We start from the raw sequence: 16,238 nt of genomic DNA, 5'->3' as shown, positions 1-16,238 counted from the left end.
CATTCACCGCATGAGGGCAGCACAATGCAACAACGTAAACTCGGTTCCCACGGTCCCGTCGTCTCCGCCCTGGGGTTGGGATGCATGGGCATGAGCGACTTCTACTCCACCGGCGCCGATCGGCAGGAAGCCATCGCCACGCTGCACCGGGCGCTGGAGCTGGGCGTCACGCTGCTCGACACCGCCGACATGTATGGCCCGCACACCAACGAAGAGCTGGTGGGGGAAGCGATCAAAGGCAAGCGGCAACAGGTGTTCCTGGCCACCAAGTTCGGCATCCTGCGCGATCCGGCGGATCCTTCGGCGCGCGGCGTCAGCAGCCGACCCGAGTATATCCGGCGCTCCGTCGAGGGCAGCCTGCGGCGCTTGGGCGTGGAGGAGATCGATCTTTATTATCAGCACCGGGTCGATCCGCAGGTGCCGATCGAGGACGTCGTGGGCACGATGGCGGATCTGATCCGCGAAGGCAAGATCCGCCACATCGGCCTGAGCGAGGCGTCGGTCGCCACGCTGGAGCGGGCGCACAAGGTGCATCCGATCACCGCGCTGCAGACCGAATATTCGCTGTGGACGCGCGACGCCGAGCAGGGCGTGCTGGCGGCCTGCGAGCGCCTGGGCATCGGCTTTGTGCCCTACAGCCCGTTAGGGCGCGGTTTCCTCACCGGCGCTATCCAGCGGCCGGAGGATCTGGCCGAGGACGACTTCCGCCGCAGCAACCCGCGCTTCCAGGGGGAAAACTTCAGCCGCAATCTGGCGCTGGTGGAGAAGGTGAGCGAGCTGGCGGCGCAGAAGGGCGTTAAACCTTCGCAGCTGGCGCTGGCCTGGGTGTTGGCGCAGGGGGAACACATCGTGCCGATCCCCGGCACCAAACGCCGTCGTTACCTGGAAGAGAACGTCGCGGCGGCGGAGATAACGCTGAGCGCGGCTGAGCTGGCGGCGATTGAAGCGGTGTTCCCGCTGAGCGCGGCGGCCGGCGAACGCTACGGCGTGGAGTCGATGACCTACATCAACGGTTAAAAAAAAGCGCGGCCTGCAGGCCGCGCTCTGTCGTTTTCCGCCAACGGCGAATTATTTCTTCTTCGGCGCGCGCGGCGGACGGCCGACGGTCGCCTGGTACACCTTGAAGCGGCCGTTCTGCGCCAGCACTTCGTGGCTGCCGAAGGTGGCGTCCAGAATGTCCGGGTATGGCAGGAAGGCGTTGGCGACAATGCGCAGTTGGCCGCCGATCGGCAGGTGCTTCACCGCGCCGCGGATCAGGGTTTCGGCGGCGGTCAGGCTGGTCTGCAGCCCGTCGTGGAACGGCGGGTTGGAGATGATCATGTCGAAACGGCCGGTGATGTCGGAGTAAACGTTGCTGACGATCACTTCCCCTTCGATGCCGTTGGCGGCCAGCGTCGCGCGGCTGGATTCCACCGCGGCGGCGTTGACGTCGCTGAGGGTCAATTTGACTTTCGGCGACAGCTTGGACATTACCGAGGCCATGACGCCGGCGCCGCAGCCGATGTCCAGCACCTTGCCTTTCATGTGTTTTTCCAGCGTCGACAGCAGCAGCGAGCTGCCGACGTCCAGACCGTCGCGGCTGAATACGCCCGGCAGCGTTTTCACTTCCAGATCGTGCAGCTGATAGCTGTCCCACCAGTCGTTCAGGTCGAACTCGGTCTGCGCGTCCAGGCGGCCGTGATACAGGCCGCAGCGGCGCGCGCTGTCGATTTTCACCAGCGTGACGTGGCCTTCCAGCGTTGGCTCGGCGCTGCGCACGCCGCTGCGGTTTTCACCGACCACGAACACGTCCGCGCCCACCGGCAGCAGCGCCAGGATGTTGCACAGCTGGAATTGCGCTTCCTGCTTGCTCTTCGGCCAGTAGTAAACCAGCGTGTCGCAGTCGGCGACGAAAGCGGGATCGACGGTCAAACCGAACTGCACGTTATCGCCCATCGTCCGGTTCAGTAACTGCCAGTGATGGTATTGCTGAGTGTGGACGCGCACGTCCGCGGCCTCGAATTGGGCCGGCAGGCTGTCCTGCAGGTCGCCGGCAAACAGCACGCGGCGTTCGATAAATTCATCACTGTGGCGCAGCATGACTTCACTGGCGGGGGTTAATGCAGACATCAGATATTGGCTCCTGGAAATGAGACCGGGGATTATAGAGCTTTGTGGCGATATGTTCGACGGGTTTGTTGGCGCGGGCTGCGCGGGTTTGTTAGCATAGCGCGGCGCATGGCAGGCATGGCGCACCACAACGGGTAGGAATCGGCATGGCATCAAAACGCGACTGGCTGTTACAACAACTGGGTATTACGCAGTGGACATTGCGCCGCCCGGGCGTGTTGCAGGGCGAAGTGGCGGTCAGTCTGCCGCCCGAGACGCGCCTGCTGGTGGTGGCGCAGACGCTGCCGGCGCCCGACGATCCGCTGTTTTGCGACGTGCTGCGCAGCCTGGGGCTGACGCCGGCGCAAACCTACAGCCTGACGCCGGAACAGGTGGCGATGCTGCCTGAAGAGACCGCATGCAACAGTTGGCGGCTGGGCGTGACGGAACCGCTCGCGGTCGCCGGCGCGCAGCTACACAGCCCGGCGCTGGCCGAGCTTTCCCAAGACGCGGGGGCCAAACGCGCCCTCTGGCAGCAGATTTGTCATCATGAACACGATTTCTACCCTGACGGCGGCCGACCTGGCCACGGCCTTCAACATTGAGCAAGCCAGCCACGCTTTCCCCTGGACGGAAACCACCTTTGCCAGCAATCAGGGCGATCGCTACCTTAACCTGAAGCTGAGCGCCGATGGGGAGATGGCGGGGTTCGCCATCACGCAGATCGTGCTGGACGAAGCCACGCTGTTCAACATCGCCATTCATCCGCAGCACCAGCGCCGGGGCTTTGGCCGCCTGCTGCTCAACGCGTTGATCGAACAGCTGGAGAGCCGCGGCGTGGTTACGCTGTGGCTGGAAGTCCGCGCCTCCAACCAGGCGGCGATCGCGCTGTATGAAGATCTCGGTTTCAACGAAGTCACCGTGCGCCGCAATTATTACCCGAGCGCCCACGGCCGCGAAGACGCGATCGTGATGGCGCTGCCGTTGGGGTAATCAGCCCGGCCGGAAAAAGCATTGATTGTCACCGGTTGGCAAATCGGCGAAAATGCCCGGCTGTTATCTTTTATTCACCGCTTTGCCCGGCGCCGCGATCGGCGCGTTCTGATGATGTCGCAGGGCGGACTAACCGTAGAACCTGAAAACCATGTCTCCTAGTGAATTTGCCCGCGAAGTCTCCAAAAGAAGAACTTTCGCCATCATCTCGCACCCCGATGCCGGTAAAACCACCATTACCGAAAAAGTGCTGCTGTTCGGACAGGCGATCCAGACCGCCGGTACGGTAAAAGGCCGCGGCTCCAGCCAGCACGCCAAATCCGACTGGATGGAAATGGAAAAGCAGCGTGGGATCTCGATCACCACCTCGGTGATGCAGTTCCCGTATCGCGACAGCCTGGTCAACCTGCTGGATACCCCGGGGCACGAGGACTTCTCCGAAGATACGTATCGCACCCTGACCGCCGTGGACTGCTGTCTGATGGTGATCGACGCCGCCAAGGGCGTTGAGGATCGCACCCGCAAGCTGATGGAAGTCACCCGTCTGCGCGACACGCCGATCCTGACCTTCATGAACAAGCTGGACCGCGACATCCGCGATCCGATGGAAGTGATGGACGAAGTTGAGCGCGAACTGAAGATCGCCTGCTCGCCCATCACCTGGCCGATCGGCTGCGGCAAGCTGTTCAAGGGCGTTTACCACCTGTACAAGGATGAAACCTACCTGTACCAGACCGGTAAAGGCCACACCATTCAGGAAGTGCGCATCGTCAAGGGCCTGAACAACCCAGAGCTGGATGCGGCGGTGGGAGAAGATCTGGCGGCGCAGCTGCGCGATGAGCTGGAACTGGTGCAGGGCGCTTCTCACGAGTTCGATCAGGAAGCTTTCCTGAGCGGCGAGCTGACGCCGGTGTTCTTCGGTACAGCACTCGGCAACTTCGGCGTGGATCATATGCTGGACGGTCTGGTGGCCTGGGCGCCGGCGCCGATGCCGCGCAAAACCGACACCCGCGAAGTGACGGCGGCGGAAGAGAAATTCACCGGCTTCGTGTTCAAGATCCAGGCCAACATGGATCCGAAGCACCGCGACCGTGTGGCCTTTATGCGCGTGGTGTCCGGCCGTTATGAGAAGGGCATGAAGCTGCGCCAGGTGCGCACCGGCAAAGACGTGGTGATCTCCGACGCGCTGACCTTTATGGCCGGCGACCGTTCGCACGTGGAAGAAGCCTATCCGGGCGACATCATCGGTCTGCACAACCATGGCACCATCCAGATCGGCGATACCTTCACTCAGGGTGAAGACATGAAGTTCACCGGCATCCCGAACTTCGCGCCGGAACTGTTCCGCCGCATTCGCCTGCGCGATCCGCTGAAGCAGAAACAGCTGCTGAAGGGGCTGGTACAGCTGTCGGAAGAGGGCGCGGTGCAGGTGTTCCGCCCGATCGCCAACAACGATTTGATCGTCGGCGCGGTCGGCGTGCTGCAGTTCGACGTGGTCGTGGCGCGTTTGAAGAGCGAGTACAACGTGGAAGCGCTGTATGAGTCGGTCAACGTGTCGACGGCGCGCTGGGTCGAATGCGACGACGTGAAGAAGTTCGAAGAGTTCAAGCGCAAGAACGAGATCAACCTGGCGTTGGACGGTGGGGACAACCTGTCCTATATCGCGCCGACCATGGTGAACCTCAACCTGACGCAGGAACGCTATCCTGACGTGACCTTCCGCAAGACCCGCGAACACTGATACATCGGCAGGGCGCCCGGTGCGCCCTGCCAATTCCCCGTATTCTCACTCCGCTAATTAATAAATCTTCCTCATATTTTATCCTGCGAATCGATGTCGCCCAGGCGAGACGCGATTGGCCTGCGTTTTCCGCCGCATGGTCTATCTTTAACGAGATGTCCGCACATTGCTTGAGAGTAAATCACTGTAATACGCTGATTGTTTGGTGAGTTATTCTGATGTGTTGCCGATAGGAGACAGTCTGTTTCCTTAAATATCAATGAGATGACTGTTTTATCGTTTCGTGTCACTTGGTCTGTCGTCAATAGGCGACAGTTTTTTGATTAAAAATCCGACTCAACGCTTTTTTTGTTTGATTTTTAAGGTGTTTATGGAGTTGGCACGGCGGTTGCAATATTCCTGTCGTGAACGCTTAATCGTATAGCGATGATGAAGTATTTACCGAGAGGCCGCGTGAAGGCGGCTGAAGGGTTCCGGCGCTCTGGCGCTAGGGCCCCCAACAAAAGGAAGAGATCGATGAAAAAGACCAAATTTGCACACTCGCTGATGGCTGTTGTTTTGGGTTCTGCTTTGGTGAGCGGCACTGCGCTGGCCGAAGACAGTCTGCTCAACAAGGCGTCTAACGCCGCGGACAGTGCCGGTGCCAAAATCGATAGCTCCATGAAAAAAGTTGACGGTTACATGGATGACAGCGCGATAACGGCTAAAGTTAAAAGTGCATTGGTGGACGATAAGAGCATCAAAAGCACTGACATTTCGGTGAAAACCGAAAAAGGCACCGTGATCCTGAGCGGGTTTGTCGGCAGCCAGGCGCAGGCAGAGCATGCGGTTGCGGTTGCCGGCAAGGTGGAAGGCGTCAAAACCGTCAGCGACAAGCTGCACGTGAAAGATGAAGCCAACCAGTCGATCAAATCGTATGCCGGCGACACCGCCACCACCAGCGAGCTGAAAGCCAAGCTGCTGGCCGATGACATCGTGCCGTCGCGCAATGTGAAAGTGGAAACCACCGATGGCGTGGTGCAGCTTTCCGGTGAAGTGAAAACGCAGGCGCAGTCTGAGCGTGCCGAAAGCATCGCCAAGGCTATCGACGGCGTGAAAAGCGTGAAAAACGACCTGGTGGTCAAGCAGTAATCCCGCCAGGCGCCCGTAACAAGTAACAACAAGCCGTATCTGTCGGGCCGTCAAGGCGGCCCGACGTGTACCACCAAAAAAAGAAACTGATTTGCCGTCGATGTCCCGTTGTCGGGGCGGTAGACGGCAGCGAATTTTTTCACAATGGTAAGGAGAAGCTTATGTTTCGTTGGGGCATTATCTTTTTAGTCATCGCGCTTATCGCTGCGGCACTGGGGTTCGGTTCGCTGGCGGGCACCGCCGCCTGGGCCGCCAAAGTCGTGTTCGTTGTCGGCATCATCCTGTTCCTGGTCAGTCTGTTCACCGGCCGTCGGCGCCCTTAGCCGGCCGGCATTTTCCTGCAAACTGTAACAAAGCTTAATTCCTTTTCTCACGTCGGGGAGGGTCGGCCATGAACAGCGACATCATCGTCGGGCGCTGGAAACAGCTGAAAGGTCAGGTATGGCAGGCTTGGGCCGAATGGTCCGGTAGCGATGGTGCCTGGTTGGCCGGCAGCAATGATTTCCTCGTCGGCGTGCTGCAAGAGGATTACGGAAGAGAGCGAGACGCGGTATCCTCGGAGAAAACGTCTCACTGAGGATGCCAAGTTGGGATACAGAATACCCATCACGCTCGGCAATATAGAACCGCTGGCGTCTAAACCTTTTCGACCAGGAAAAATGGCGTTGGTCTGCGAAGGCGGCGGCCAGCGCGGCATTTTCACCGCCGGCGTGCTGGACGAGTTTCAGCGCGCGGGCTTTAACCCTTTCGATCTGCTGATCGGCACATCGGCCGGCGCTCAGAATCTGTCTGCCTATATCTGCGGGCAGATGGGCTACGCGCGCCGGGTGATCACCCGTTACACCACTTCGGCACAGTTCTTCAATCCGCTGCGCTTTGTGCGCGGCGGGCATCTGATCGATCTCGATTGGCTGGTTGATACGGCGGCGGCGCAGATGCCGCTGGCGATGGACGTGGCGGAACAGCATTTTACCGACGGGCGCGAATTCCTGCTGTGCGCCTGCCGCAGCGACGATTTCGAGCCGACCTATCTGCCGGCGCAGCGCGAACGCTGGCTGCCGGCCATCAAGGCGTCCAGCGCCATTCCCGGCTTCTACCGTCAGGGCGTGGAATTGGACGGCGTCAGCTATCAGGACGGCGGCATCAGCGATGCGATCCCGGTGGAAGAGGCCTATCGCCGCGGCGCCGACACCATCGTGGTGATCCGCACCGTGCCTTCGCAAATGTACTACACCCCGCAGTGGATGAAGCGCATGGAGCATTGGCTGAGCGACAGCAGCCTGCAGCAGATGGTGCGCATCCTGCAGCATCACGAGCAAAGCTATCACCGCATCCAGCGCTTTATCGAAAAGCCGCCGGGCAAGCTGCGCATCTTCGAGATCTTCCCGCCGAAGCCGCTGGCCAGCAATGCGCTGGGCAGCCGATTGGGGGCGCTCAATCAGGATTATCACCTGGGGCGCCGCTGCGGCCGCTACTTCCTGGCCACCGTCGGCCAGTGGATGGCGCAGCAGGAGCCCGACGGCATGAAGGTGCGAAAAGCGCTGTCGCGCCGCCTGATCCAGCCGGAGAACGTCAGAATGCCTTCGCCGATCGTGACCGACATCGCCATGCCCACCGAGCGGGCGGCGCAGCCGGAGGCCACGGTGGCGGCGCCGAAAATCATCCTGCCGGGCGATCTGCCGCCGGGTGAAGGGGGCGCGCTGTGAGTTACGCCTTTACTGACACCCACTGCCATTTCGATTTCCCGCCCTTTACCGGGCATGAGGCCGAGAGCCTGGCGCGGGCGGCAAGCGCCGGCGTAAAGCGCATCATCGTCCCGACGGTCACCGCCGATCGCTTCGCGCGGGTGTTGCGGCTGGCGCAGGAGCATGCGCCGCTGTTCGCCGCACTGGGGCTGCACCCGCTGTATATCGCGCAGCATCATGAGCCGCAGTTGGAACAGTTGGCGGCGCTGCTGGCCGAACGGCCGCACAAGCTGGTGGCGGTGGGGGAGATCGGGCTCGATCTGTATATGGATAACCCACAGTTCGAGCGGCAGCAAAGCGTGCTGCTGGCCCAACTGAAGCTGGCGAAACAGCATGACCTGCCGGTGATCCTGCATTCGCGCCGCACCCACGACCAGCTGGCCGCCGCGCTGCGGCGCATGCAGCTGCCGCGCCGCGGCGTGGTGCACGGCTTTGCCGGTAGCCTGTCGCAGGCGCAGGCGTTTATCCGCCTCGGCTATTACATCGGCGTGGGCGGCACCATCACCTATGAGCGGGCGCAGAAAACGCGCGCCGTGATGGCGCAGCTGCCGCTTGAGGCGCTGCTGCTGGAGACCGATGCGCCGGACATGCCGCTGGCCGGCTATCAGGGGCAGCCGAACCGCCCCGAGCGCGCCGCCGAGGTGTTTCACGCGCTGTGCGAACTGCGGCCGGAACCGGCCGACGAGATCGCCGCCCACCTGCAACGCAATACCCAAGCGCTGTTCGCCATGCCGAATTGAGGTCTGCATAACGTGACTTGCGTCACGTTATAAGATTTTCATTTGCGTCTCGTTGTATACATTTGTGACATAAATCGGTGCGAGGGTGACCTCGCTCAGTATAATCCCCCCCGAAACACTCCAATAGCAGACCTCTCTTCATGAGCAGGGATGTATTTTATTTTTTGCAACAGGGAAACTTTGCATGCAACTCATCATGAGTCTGGTCGGGATGGCGGTGCTGATCGCCATTGCGGTGCTGCTCTCCAGCAACCGTCGGGCCATCAAACTGCGCACCGTGGTGTGGGCGTTCATCATTCAGGTCGGTATCGGCGCGCTGGTGCTGTACGTGCCGCTGGGCCGCAGCATCCTCGGCAGTATGTCTAACGGCGTGGCAAACGTTATCGCTTACGGCAATCAGGGCATTTCGTTCATCTTCGGCGGGCTGGTGTCCGACAAGATGTTCGAAGTGTTCGGCGGCGGCGGCTTCGTGTTCGCGCTGCGCGTCCTGCCGGTGATCGTGTTCTTCTCCTCGCTGATTGCGGTGCTGTACTACCTCGGCATCATGCAGTTGGTGATCCGCGTGCTGGGCGGCGGCCTGCACAAGCTGCTGGGCACCTCGCGCACCGAATCGCTGTCGGCGACCGCCAACATTTTCGTCGGCCAGACCGAAGCGCCGCTGGTGGTGCGTCCGTATATCGCCACCATGAGCCAGTCAGAACTGTTCGCCGTGATGTGCGGCGGCCTGGCTTCGGTGGCCGGTTCGGTGCTGGCGGGATACGCGCAGATGGGCGTGCCGCTGGAATACCTGATCGCCGCGTCCTTCATGGCCGCGCCGGGCGGGCTGCTGTTCGCCAAGCTGATGGTGCCGGAAACCGAGCAGACCCACGATAAAGACGATGCGATGAAGCTGATCGCCGAAGAGGATCGTCCTGCCAACGTGATCGACGCGGCGGCTTCCGGCGCGGCTTCCGGCATGCAGCTGGCGCTGAACGTCGGCGCGATGCTGCTGGCGTTTATCGCGCTGATCGCCTTGCTCAACGGCATTCTCGGCGGCATCGGCGGCTGGTTCGACTACCCGCAGCTGTCGCTCGAGCTGATCCTCGGCTGGGTGTTCTCGCCGATCGCCTTCCTGATTGGCGTGCCGTGGAGTGAAGCGATGACCGCCGGTTCGTTTATCGGCCAGAAGATCATCGTCAATGAGTTTGTCGCCTATATGAACTTCGGCGCCTATCTGCGCCCGGACGATGTGGTGGCGGCGGAAGGCCTGCAGGTGCTGTCAACGCACACCAAGGCGATCATCTCCTTTGCGCTGTGCGGTTTCGCCAACCTCTCCTCGGTGGCGATCCTGCTGGGCGGTTTGGGCAGCATGGCACCCAACCGTCGCCATGACATCGCGCGTTTCGGTCTGAAGGCCGTGGCGGCGGGCACGCTGTCCAACCTGATGAGTGCCACCATCGCCGGCTTCTTCCTGGCGCTGTAAGCCCTCGCTGAGCCCGCGTCGGCGCGACCGATCGCGGGACTCCGCCTATACTCTAAGCAACGCGGGTGTTCGCCGCACCCGCGATCTTCAGCCGCTTCTTTAGCGAATTTGTGAACGATATCGCGTTATTTTGTGATGTTCTTCACATATAATTCCGGTCTGTTACAGTGCTATTTCATATAGTGTGACGATGAACGCGAATCGCCCCCGGCATTCGTGTTCAAATAGCTATTACTGGCCGGCCGCAAGGCGGGTGGCCATGTGCGGTGAGAAGGATCTCAGTTGCCGCCGCGGGAACGCCGTTCCCCTGCGCTATCTTCATGGAACCAAGTCCGCTCGCCAACACCCAGGTACTCAGTTGGAGAGTTTTATGACCGAATTAACCGCAGCAGCGCAACGTGCGCTGAACTTGATGGATTTAACCACGCTGAACGATGATGACACCGACGAGAAAGTGATCGCCCTCTGTCGTCAGGCCAACAGCCCGGCCGGCCACACGGCGGCCATCTGCATCTACCCGCGTTTTATCCCGGTGGCGCGTAAGGCGCTGCGCGAGCAAGGCACGCCGGACATCCGTATCGCCACCGTGACCAACTTCCCGCATGGCAACGACGATATCGACATCGCGCTGGCGGAAACCCGCGCGGCCATCGCCTATGGGGCGGATGAAGTGGACGTGGTGTTCCCTTACCGCGCGCTGATCGCCGGCAACGAACAGGTCGGTTTCGAGCTGGTGAAACAGTGCAAACAGGCTTGCCAGGCGGCCAACGTGCTGCTGAAAGTGATCATCGAAACCGGTGAGCTGAAGCAGGCCGATCTGATCCGCAAGGCGTCCGAGATCGCCATCGAGGCCGGCGCCGACTTTATCAAGACCTCCACCGGCAAGGTGCCGGTCAACGCCACCCTGGAGAGCGCCGAGCTGATGATGTCAGTGATCCGCGATATGGGCGTGGCGAAGACGGTGGGCTTCAAGCCGGCCGGCGGCGTGCGCACCGCGGAAGACGCGCTGCATTATCTGCAACTTGCCGATCGTATTCTGGGCGAAGGGTGGGCCGACGCGCGGCATTTCCGCTTTGGCGCTTCTAGCCTGCTGGCCAGCTTGCTGGCCGCGCTGGGCCACCAAACCCAGACCGCCGGCGGCGGCTACTGATCGATATCGTTGGCGGGCGCCAGGCGCGCCCGTCTGCACCGACTCTCGGCGACACAGGGGGATGCCTTGTTCCTGGCTCAAGAAGTTATTCGTAAAAAACGCGACGGCCAGCCGTTAAGCGAAGCGGAAATCCGCTTTTTCATCAACGGCATTCGCGACAATGTGGTGTCGGAAGGGCAGATCGCCGCGCTGGCGATGACCATTTATTTCCATGACATGAGCATGCCGGAGCGCGTGGCGCTCACCATGGCGATGCGCGATTCCGGCACCGTGCTGGACTGGAAGAGTTTGGCGCTGAACGGCCCGATCGTCGACAAGCACTCGACCGGCGGCGTGGGCGACGTGACTTCGCTGATGCTCGGCCCGATGGTGGCGGCCTGCGGCGGCTATGTGCCGATGATCTCCGGCCGCGGCCTGGGGCATACCGGCGGCACGCTGGACAAACTGGAAGCCATTCCGGGCTTCAATATTTTCCCGGACGATAACGCCTTCCGCAAAATCATTCAGGACGTCGGCGTGGCGATCATCGGCCAGACCAGCTCGCTGGCGCCGGCGGACAAGCGTTTTTACGCCACCCGCGATATCACCGCCACCGTGGATTCTATCCCGCTGATCACCGCCTCCATTCTGGCCAAGAAGCTGGCGGAAGGGTTGGATGCGCTGGTGATGGACGTGAAGGTCGGCTCCGGCGCCTTTATGCCGACCTATGCCCTGTCGCAAGATTTGGCGCAGGCGATCGTCGGCGTGGCCAACGGCGCGGGCTGCAAGACCACCGCGCTGCTGACCGACATGAATCAGGTGCTGGCTTCCAGCGCCGGCAACGCGGTGGAAGTGCGCGAAGCGGTGCGCTTCCTGACCGGCGAATACCGCAACCCGCGCCTGTTGGAAGTGACGCTGGCGCTGAGCGTAGAGATGCTGTTGTCCGGCGGCCTGGCGAAAGACGAGGCCGACGCGCGCGCCAAGCTGCAGGCGGTGCTGGATAACGGCAAGGCGGCGGAGGTGTTTGGCCGCATGGTGGCGGCGCAGCAGGGGCCAATAGACTTCGTCGAACGCTACGATAGCTATCTGCCGGCGGCAACGCTGAGCAAGCCGGTGTATGCTGAAAAGCCGGGCATCATCAGCGCCATGGATACCCGTGCGCTGGGCATGGCGGTGGTGTCGTTGGGCGGCGGCCGCCGTCGGGCGAGCGACGCCATCGATTACAGCGTCGGCCTGACCGAGATGGCGCGCCTGGGCGATACGGCGGATTCCCAGCAGCCGCTGGCGATGATCCACGCCAACGATGAAGAGAGCTGGCAGCAGGCGGCCGATGCGGTGCGCAGCGCAATGACGCTGAGCGACAAGGCGCCGGAAGCGACGCCGGTGGTGTATAAGCGCATCACTCAAGCGTGATGACCCTCGTCTTTCAAGCCGTAGCGTTGTTGGCTGCACGCGTGCACCCCAGTCACTTACTTGAGTAAGCTCCTGGGGATACACGCGCTAGCCGCCTAGCTACAACTTGAAATCCATTGGGTATAAATTTAGAGAATAAGGGCGATTGCAGTTTTGCGGTCGCAATAGCGTGAGAACACGCAGGAGAGCACAGATGAAACGCACATTTATTATGGTATTGGACTCCTTCGGCATCGGCGCCAGCGAAGACGCCGAACGTTTTGGCGATCAGGGTTCCGACACCCTGGGCCACATCGCCGAGGTTTGCGCGCGCGGTGAGGCCAACGTGGGCCGTCAGGGCCCGCTGACACTGCCTAACCTGAGCCGTCTGGGTCTCGGCAAAGCGGCGGAAGAGTCCACCGGCAACTTCCCGCAGGGGCTGGATCGCAACGCCGACATCATCGGCGCCTACGGCTACGCCAGCGAGCTCTCTTCCGGTAAAGACACGCCGTCGGGCCACTGGGAAATCGCCGGCGTGCCGGTGCTGTTCGACTGGGGCTACTTCAAGGACGAGCACAACAGCTTCCCGCAGGCGCTGCTGGATAAGCTGGTGGAGCGCGCCAATCTGCCGGGCTACCTGGGCAACTGCCACTCATCCGGCACCGTGATCCTCGATCAGTTGGGTGAAGAGCATATGAAAACCGGCAAGCCGATTTTCTACACCTCCGCCGACTCGGTATTCCAGATCGCCTGTCACGAAGAGACCTTCGGCCTGGAGCGCCTGTATGAGCTGTGCGAAATCGCGCGTGAAGAGCTGACCGAAGGCGGTTACAACATCGGCCGCGTGATCGCGCGTCCGTTTGTCGGCGACAAGCCGGGCCACTTCCAGCGCACCGGCAATCGCCACGATCTGGCGGTAGAGCCGCCGGCGCCGACCGTGCTGAAAAAGCTGGTGGACGAGAAGGGCGGCGAAGTGGTGTCGATCGGTAAAATCGCCGACATCTACGCCAACGTCGGCATCACCAAGAAGGTGAAGGCGACCGGCATCGACGCGCTGTTCGACGCGACCCTGATCGAAATGGAAAAGGCCGGCGACAACACCATCGTGTTCACCAACTTCGTGGACTTCGACTCCTCCTACGGTCACCGTCGCGACGTAGCGGGCTACGCCGCCGCGCTGGAGCTGTTTGACCGCCGCCTGCCGGAACTGCTGAAGCTGGTGAAAGACGAAGACATCATCATCTTCACCGCCGACCACGGCTGCGATCCGACCTGGAGCGGCACCGACCACACCCGCGAACACATCCCGGTGCTGGTCTACGGCCCGAAAGTGAAACCGGGTTCGCTGGGCCACCGCGAGACCTTCGCCGACATCGGCCAGACCGTCGCCAATTACTTTGGCCTGTCGCCGATGGATTACGGTAAGACCCTGTTCTAAGCCCTGTCTTTCAAGCCGCAGCGTTGTTAGCTTCACGCGTGAACCCCAGTCGCTTACTCAAGTCAGCTCCTGGGGATTCACCCGCCAGCTGCCTGGCTGCAACTCGAAATTCAAGGCTTGGATGTTTGACGTTTTTATTAAATAAGATTTCTAAAGGAAGAAAATTATGGCTACGCCGCACATTAATGCTGAGATGGGTGACTTCGCTGACGTAGTACTGATGCCGGGCGACCCGCTGCGCGCAAAATACATCGCCGAAACCTTCCTGGAAGGCGCGGTGGAAGTGAACAACGTGCGCGGCATGTTGGGCTTCACCGGCACCTACAAAGGCCGCCGCATCTCCGTAATGGGCCACGGCATGGGCATTCCGTCCTGCTCCATCTACGCGCGCGAGCTGATCGCCGAATTCGGCGTGAAGAAGATCATTCGCGTGGGTTCCTGCGGCGCGGTGCGTGACGATATCAAACTGCGCGACGTGGTGATCGGCATGGGCGCGTGCACCGACTCCAAGGTGAACCGTCTGCGCTTCAAGGACAACGACTACGCGGCGATCGCCGACTTCGACATGGTGCGCAACGCGGTCGACGCGGCGGCGGCGCAGGGCATCCCGGCGCGCGTGGGCAACATCTTCTCCGCCGATCTGTTCTACACCCCGGATCCGGATATGTTCCAGGTGATGAAGAAGTACGGCATCCTGGGCGTGGAAATGGAAGCGGCCGGCATCTACGGCGTGGCGGCGGAGCTGTACGAAGAGTTCGGCTGTAAGGCGCTGACCATCTGCACCGTGTCCGACCACATCCTGCGTCACGAAGCGACCACGGCGGCGGAACGCCAGACCACCTTTAACGAAATGATCGTTATCGCGCTGGAATCCGTGCTGCTGGGCGACAAAGCGTAATACCGCGGCGGGCGTCGTCATGGCGCCCGCCCGTCAATCCATTCACTCCTCATGGCCGTTTTTGGCTAACGCTTTACCTTTCTGCCGTTTAACGCTATTACTTCCTCTATCAATCTATTCACCAATCTATTCATCCGATGCTCACCGTTGAACAAGTTTTGCGTCATGGGCCGGCCACGGCTCGTCAACTGACAGAAGCGTTGGGCATCAGTCAGCCAACGTTATCGCGCCGTCTCCGCGAACTGGCGGGTGCCGTATTGATCCTCGGTAAAGGCAGAGCGACGCGCTATGCGTTGCGACGCGGGATCGGAGGGGAGAGGCAGTTTCCGCTGTATCGGGTTGATGAACGGGGCAAGGCGCACCTGTTTGCCACGCTGTGCCCGCTGTATCCTGCGGATAACTGTGCGGTGTGCGATGAGCGCAGCGGTGAGTGGCAGCTCTATGACGGCCTGCCATGGTATCTGAATGACCTGCGGCCGATTGGCTTTCTCGGGCGAGCCTGGGGCAAAGCGGCGGCACGCGAGTTGAATTTGCCGGAGGATGTGCGGCGATGGGATGAAGGCCAACGCCTGTTGGCGCTCTGCCGTTATGGCGAAGACATGACTGGCGATTTGCTGCCTGGCGCCGACAGCTATCAGCGTTGGTTGATGCGGGATACTGCCGTCGCTGTTTCGGCGGAAGATAAAATCGAGCATTACGCCGCATTGTCTGTCCAGGCGCTGGCCGGGGAGTTGGTGGGTTCCTCCGCCGGCGGCGAACAACCCAAATTTGCCGCCTATGCTGAGCTGGCGCCTGGGCATCGTGCGCATGTTTTGGTGAAGTTCAGTCTGGCGCCGACGCATGTCGTTGCACAGCGCTGGAGCGATTTGCTGATCGCCGAGTCGCTGGCGTTGCAGACGATCGCCGCTGCGGGATTGCCTGCCGCAACGGCGCAAATTCTGTTCGGTGCCGATCGGCAATGCTTTTTAGAGGTAGAGCGCTTTGATCGCATCGGCGAAGAAGGGCGGGTGGCGATGGTGTCGCTGGAGGCGCTGGATGCCGAGTTCAGCGGCAGCGGCCATGCCAACTGGGTCGTGGCGGCTAATCGGCTATTGCAGCAAGGCGTGATCGATCACTCTGCCTGCCAACGGATTGCCCTGTATTGGGCCTTTGGCCGATTGATCGCCAATAGCGATATGCACCAGGGAAATCTGTCGTTCTTGCGGCCAACGCAGCGGCCGGTCACGTTGGCGCCTTTGTACGATATGCTGCCGATGGCTTTTGCCCCAGCAAGCAGCGGCAATCTGCGCCATGACGCGGTGGAGATCCGTTTGAGCAACGAGGTGAGCGGCGCTGTCTGGCGGCAAGCGGAGCTATTGGCTCTCGAGTTCTGGCGGCGAACGGCGCAACATGACGACATCAGCGAAGCCTTCCGCGCGATTGCCGAGCAAATGCTGGCGCAGCTGCAGAAGTTGCACGAACGCATTCAACGCCTGGCCTGA

Annotated in this window: 16 protein-coding genes; 15 read left to right on the top strand and 1 reads right to left on the bottom strand. The window is 61.2% G+C overall.

The features are described 5' to 3' along the window. Positions 1 to 24 precede the first annotated feature (24 nt). On the top strand, positions 25 to 1,017 hold the full coding sequence (locus ACSBQV_RS14680) for an aldo/keto reductase (RefSeq protein ID WP_099785625.1): 993 nt from the start codon (positions 25 to 27) through the stop codon (positions 1,015 to 1,017). A 51-nt stretch (positions 1,018 to 1,068) separates the two neighbouring features. On the opposite strand, the gene rsmC is transcribed toward ACSBQV_RS14680, so the two are convergent. After that, positions 1,069 to 2,109, bottom strand: coding sequence for a 16S rRNA (guanine(1207)-N(2))-methyltransferase RsmC (gene rsmC / locus ACSBQV_RS14675; RefSeq protein WP_033641786.1), 1,041 nt, complete (start codon positions 2,107 to 2,109; stop codon positions 1,069 to 1,071). Between the two features lie 146 nt (positions 2,110 to 2,255). Here rsmC and ACSBQV_RS14670 point away from each other — a divergent pair, with 146 nt between their 5' ends. The 14 genes from ACSBQV_RS14670 to yjjJ all read left to right on the top strand — a co-directional run bounded on the left by ACSBQV_RS14670 (position 2,256) and on the right by yjjJ (position 16,238). Then, positions 2,256 to 2,693 (top strand): DNA polymerase III subunit psi, encoded by a 438-nt coding sequence (locus ACSBQV_RS14670; protein ID WP_046688207.1) that lies wholly within the window; start codon positions 2,256 to 2,258, stop codon positions 2,691 to 2,693. Continuing rightward, positions 2,638 to 3,081: a ribosomal protein S18-alanine N-acetyltransferase gene (gene rimI, locus ACSBQV_RS14665; protein ID WP_033641788.1), complete on the top strand. Its 444-nt coding sequence runs from the start codon at positions 2,638 to 2,640 to the stop codon at positions 3,079 to 3,081. The genes ACSBQV_RS14670 and rimI overlap by 56 nt, the downstream gene beginning before the upstream one ends. Positions 3,082 to 3,232: 151 nt before the next feature. Then, complete coding sequence (prfC, locus tag ACSBQV_RS14660; protein WP_004933094.1) at positions 3,233 to 4,822, top strand: peptide chain release factor 3; 1,590 nt, start codon at positions 3,233 to 3,235, stop codon at positions 4,820 to 4,822. Positions 4,823 to 5,338: 516 nt separating this feature from the next. Then, positions 5,339 to 5,953, top strand: a complete 615-nt coding sequence (gene osmY, locus ACSBQV_RS14655) for a molecular chaperone OsmY (RefSeq protein WP_033641790.1) — start codon at positions 5,339 to 5,341, stop codon at positions 5,951 to 5,953. A 161-nt stretch (positions 5,954 to 6,114) separates the two neighbouring features. Further along, on the top strand, positions 6,115 to 6,276 hold the full coding sequence (locus ACSBQV_RS14650; RefSeq protein ID WP_004933089.1) for a DUF1328 domain-containing protein: 162 nt from the start codon (positions 6,115 to 6,117) through the stop codon (positions 6,274 to 6,276). 68 nt (positions 6,277 to 6,344) lie between these two features. Then, the gene (locus tag ACSBQV_RS14645; RefSeq protein WP_004933086.1) at positions 6,345 to 6,530 is read left to right on the top strand and encodes a CsbD family protein; all 186 of its coding nucleotides are present in this window, start codon (positions 6,345 to 6,347) and stop codon (positions 6,528 to 6,530) included. A gap of 10 nt (positions 6,531 to 6,540) precedes the next feature. Then, positions 6,541 to 7,659 (top strand): patatin-like phospholipase family protein, encoded by a 1,119-nt coding sequence (locus tag ACSBQV_RS14640; protein WP_099785623.1) that lies wholly within the window; start codon positions 6,541 to 6,543, stop codon positions 7,657 to 7,659. Beyond that, positions 7,656 to 8,438: a TatD family hydrolase gene (locus tag ACSBQV_RS14635; RefSeq protein WP_072626698.1), complete on the top strand. Its 783-nt coding sequence runs from the start codon at positions 7,656 to 7,658 to the stop codon at positions 8,436 to 8,438. The genes ACSBQV_RS14640 and ACSBQV_RS14635 overlap by 4 nt, the downstream gene beginning before the upstream one ends. Positions 8,439 to 8,622: 184 nt before the next feature. Beyond that, positions 8,623 to 9,900, top strand: coding sequence for a NupC/NupG family nucleoside CNT transporter (locus ACSBQV_RS14630; protein ID WP_004933076.1), 1,278 nt, complete (start codon positions 8,623 to 8,625; stop codon positions 9,898 to 9,900). 370 nt (positions 9,901 to 10,270) lie between these two features. Continuing rightward, a complete protein-coding gene (deoC, locus tag ACSBQV_RS14625) occupies positions 10,271 to 11,050 on the top strand; it encodes a deoxyribose-phosphate aldolase (protein ID WP_099785621.1) in 780 nt (259 codons plus the stop codon). A 66-nt stretch (positions 11,051 to 11,116) separates the two neighbouring features. Then, entirely contained in the window at positions 11,117 to 12,442 is a 1,326-nt protein-coding gene (deoA, locus tag ACSBQV_RS14620; protein ID WP_099785619.1) for a thymidine phosphorylase, read from the top strand. Positions 12,443 to 12,635: 193 nt separating this feature from the next. Continuing rightward, complete coding sequence (gene deoB / locus ACSBQV_RS14615; protein WP_033641795.1) at positions 12,636 to 13,859, top strand: phosphopentomutase; 1,224 nt, start codon at positions 12,636 to 12,638, stop codon at positions 13,857 to 13,859. A 166-nt stretch (positions 13,860 to 14,025) separates the two neighbouring features. Next, complete coding sequence (gene deoD / locus ACSBQV_RS14610) at positions 14,026 to 14,757, top strand: purine-nucleoside phosphorylase (protein ID WP_004933059.1); 732 nt, start codon at positions 14,026 to 14,028, stop codon at positions 14,755 to 14,757. Between the two features lie 137 nt (positions 14,758 to 14,894). Continuing rightward, positions 14,895 to 16,238: a type II toxin-antitoxin system HipA family toxin YjjJ gene (gene yjjJ, locus ACSBQV_RS14605; protein ID WP_099785615.1), complete on the top strand. Its 1,344-nt coding sequence runs from the start codon at positions 14,895 to 14,897 to the stop codon at positions 16,236 to 16,238.

The organism is Serratia sp. B501 (assembly GCF_051172315.1).
GTDB lineage: Bacteria > Pseudomonadota > Gammaproteobacteria > Enterobacterales > Enterobacteriaceae > Serratia > Serratia ureilytica.
Note: the sequence above shows the minus strand (reverse complement) of the source record. Positions and strands in the feature narration are given on the sequence as shown.

Coding starts and splice junctions, on each gene's coding strand:
- ACSBQV_RS14630 (WP_004933076.1), top strand. CDS start 8,623: ATGCAACTCATCATGAGTCTGGTCGGGATGGCGGTGCTGATCGCCATT.
- ACSBQV_RS14670 (WP_046688207.1), top strand. CDS start 2,256: ATGGCATCAAAACGCGACTGGCTGTTACAACAACTGGGTATTACGCAG.
- rsmC (WP_033641786.1), bottom strand. CDS start 2,109: ATGTCTGCATTAACCCCCGCCAGTGAAGTCATGCTGCGCCACAGTGAT.
- rimI (WP_033641788.1), top strand. CDS start 2,638: ATGAACACGATTTCTACCCTGACGGCGGCCGACCTGGCCACGGCCTTC.
- osmY (WP_033641790.1), top strand. CDS start 5,339: ATGAAAAAGACCAAATTTGCACACTCGCTGATGGCTGTTGTTTTGGGT.
- ACSBQV_RS14645 (WP_004933086.1), top strand. CDS start 6,345: ATGAACAGCGACATCATCGTCGGGCGCTGGAAACAGCTGAAAGGTCAG.
- ACSBQV_RS14650 (WP_004933089.1), top strand. CDS start 6,115: ATGTTTCGTTGGGGCATTATCTTTTTAGTCATCGCGCTTATCGCTGCG.
- deoB (WP_033641795.1), top strand. CDS start 12,636: ATGAAACGCACATTTATTATGGTATTGGACTCCTTCGGCATCGGCGCC.
- deoC (WP_099785621.1), top strand. CDS start 10,271: ATGACCGAATTAACCGCAGCAGCGCAACGTGCGCTGAACTTGATGGAT.
- deoD (WP_004933059.1), top strand. CDS start 14,026: ATGGCTACGCCGCACATTAATGCTGAGATGGGTGACTTCGCTGACGTA.
- yjjJ (WP_099785615.1), top strand. CDS start 14,895: ATGCTCACCGTTGAACAAGTTTTGCGTCATGGGCCGGCCACGGCTCGT.
- prfC (WP_004933094.1), top strand. CDS start 3,233: ATGTCTCCTAGTGAATTTGCCCGCGAAGTCTCCAAAAGAAGAACTTTC.
- ACSBQV_RS14680 (WP_099785625.1), top strand. CDS start 25: ATGCAACAACGTAAACTCGGTTCCCACGGTCCCGTCGTCTCCGCCCTG.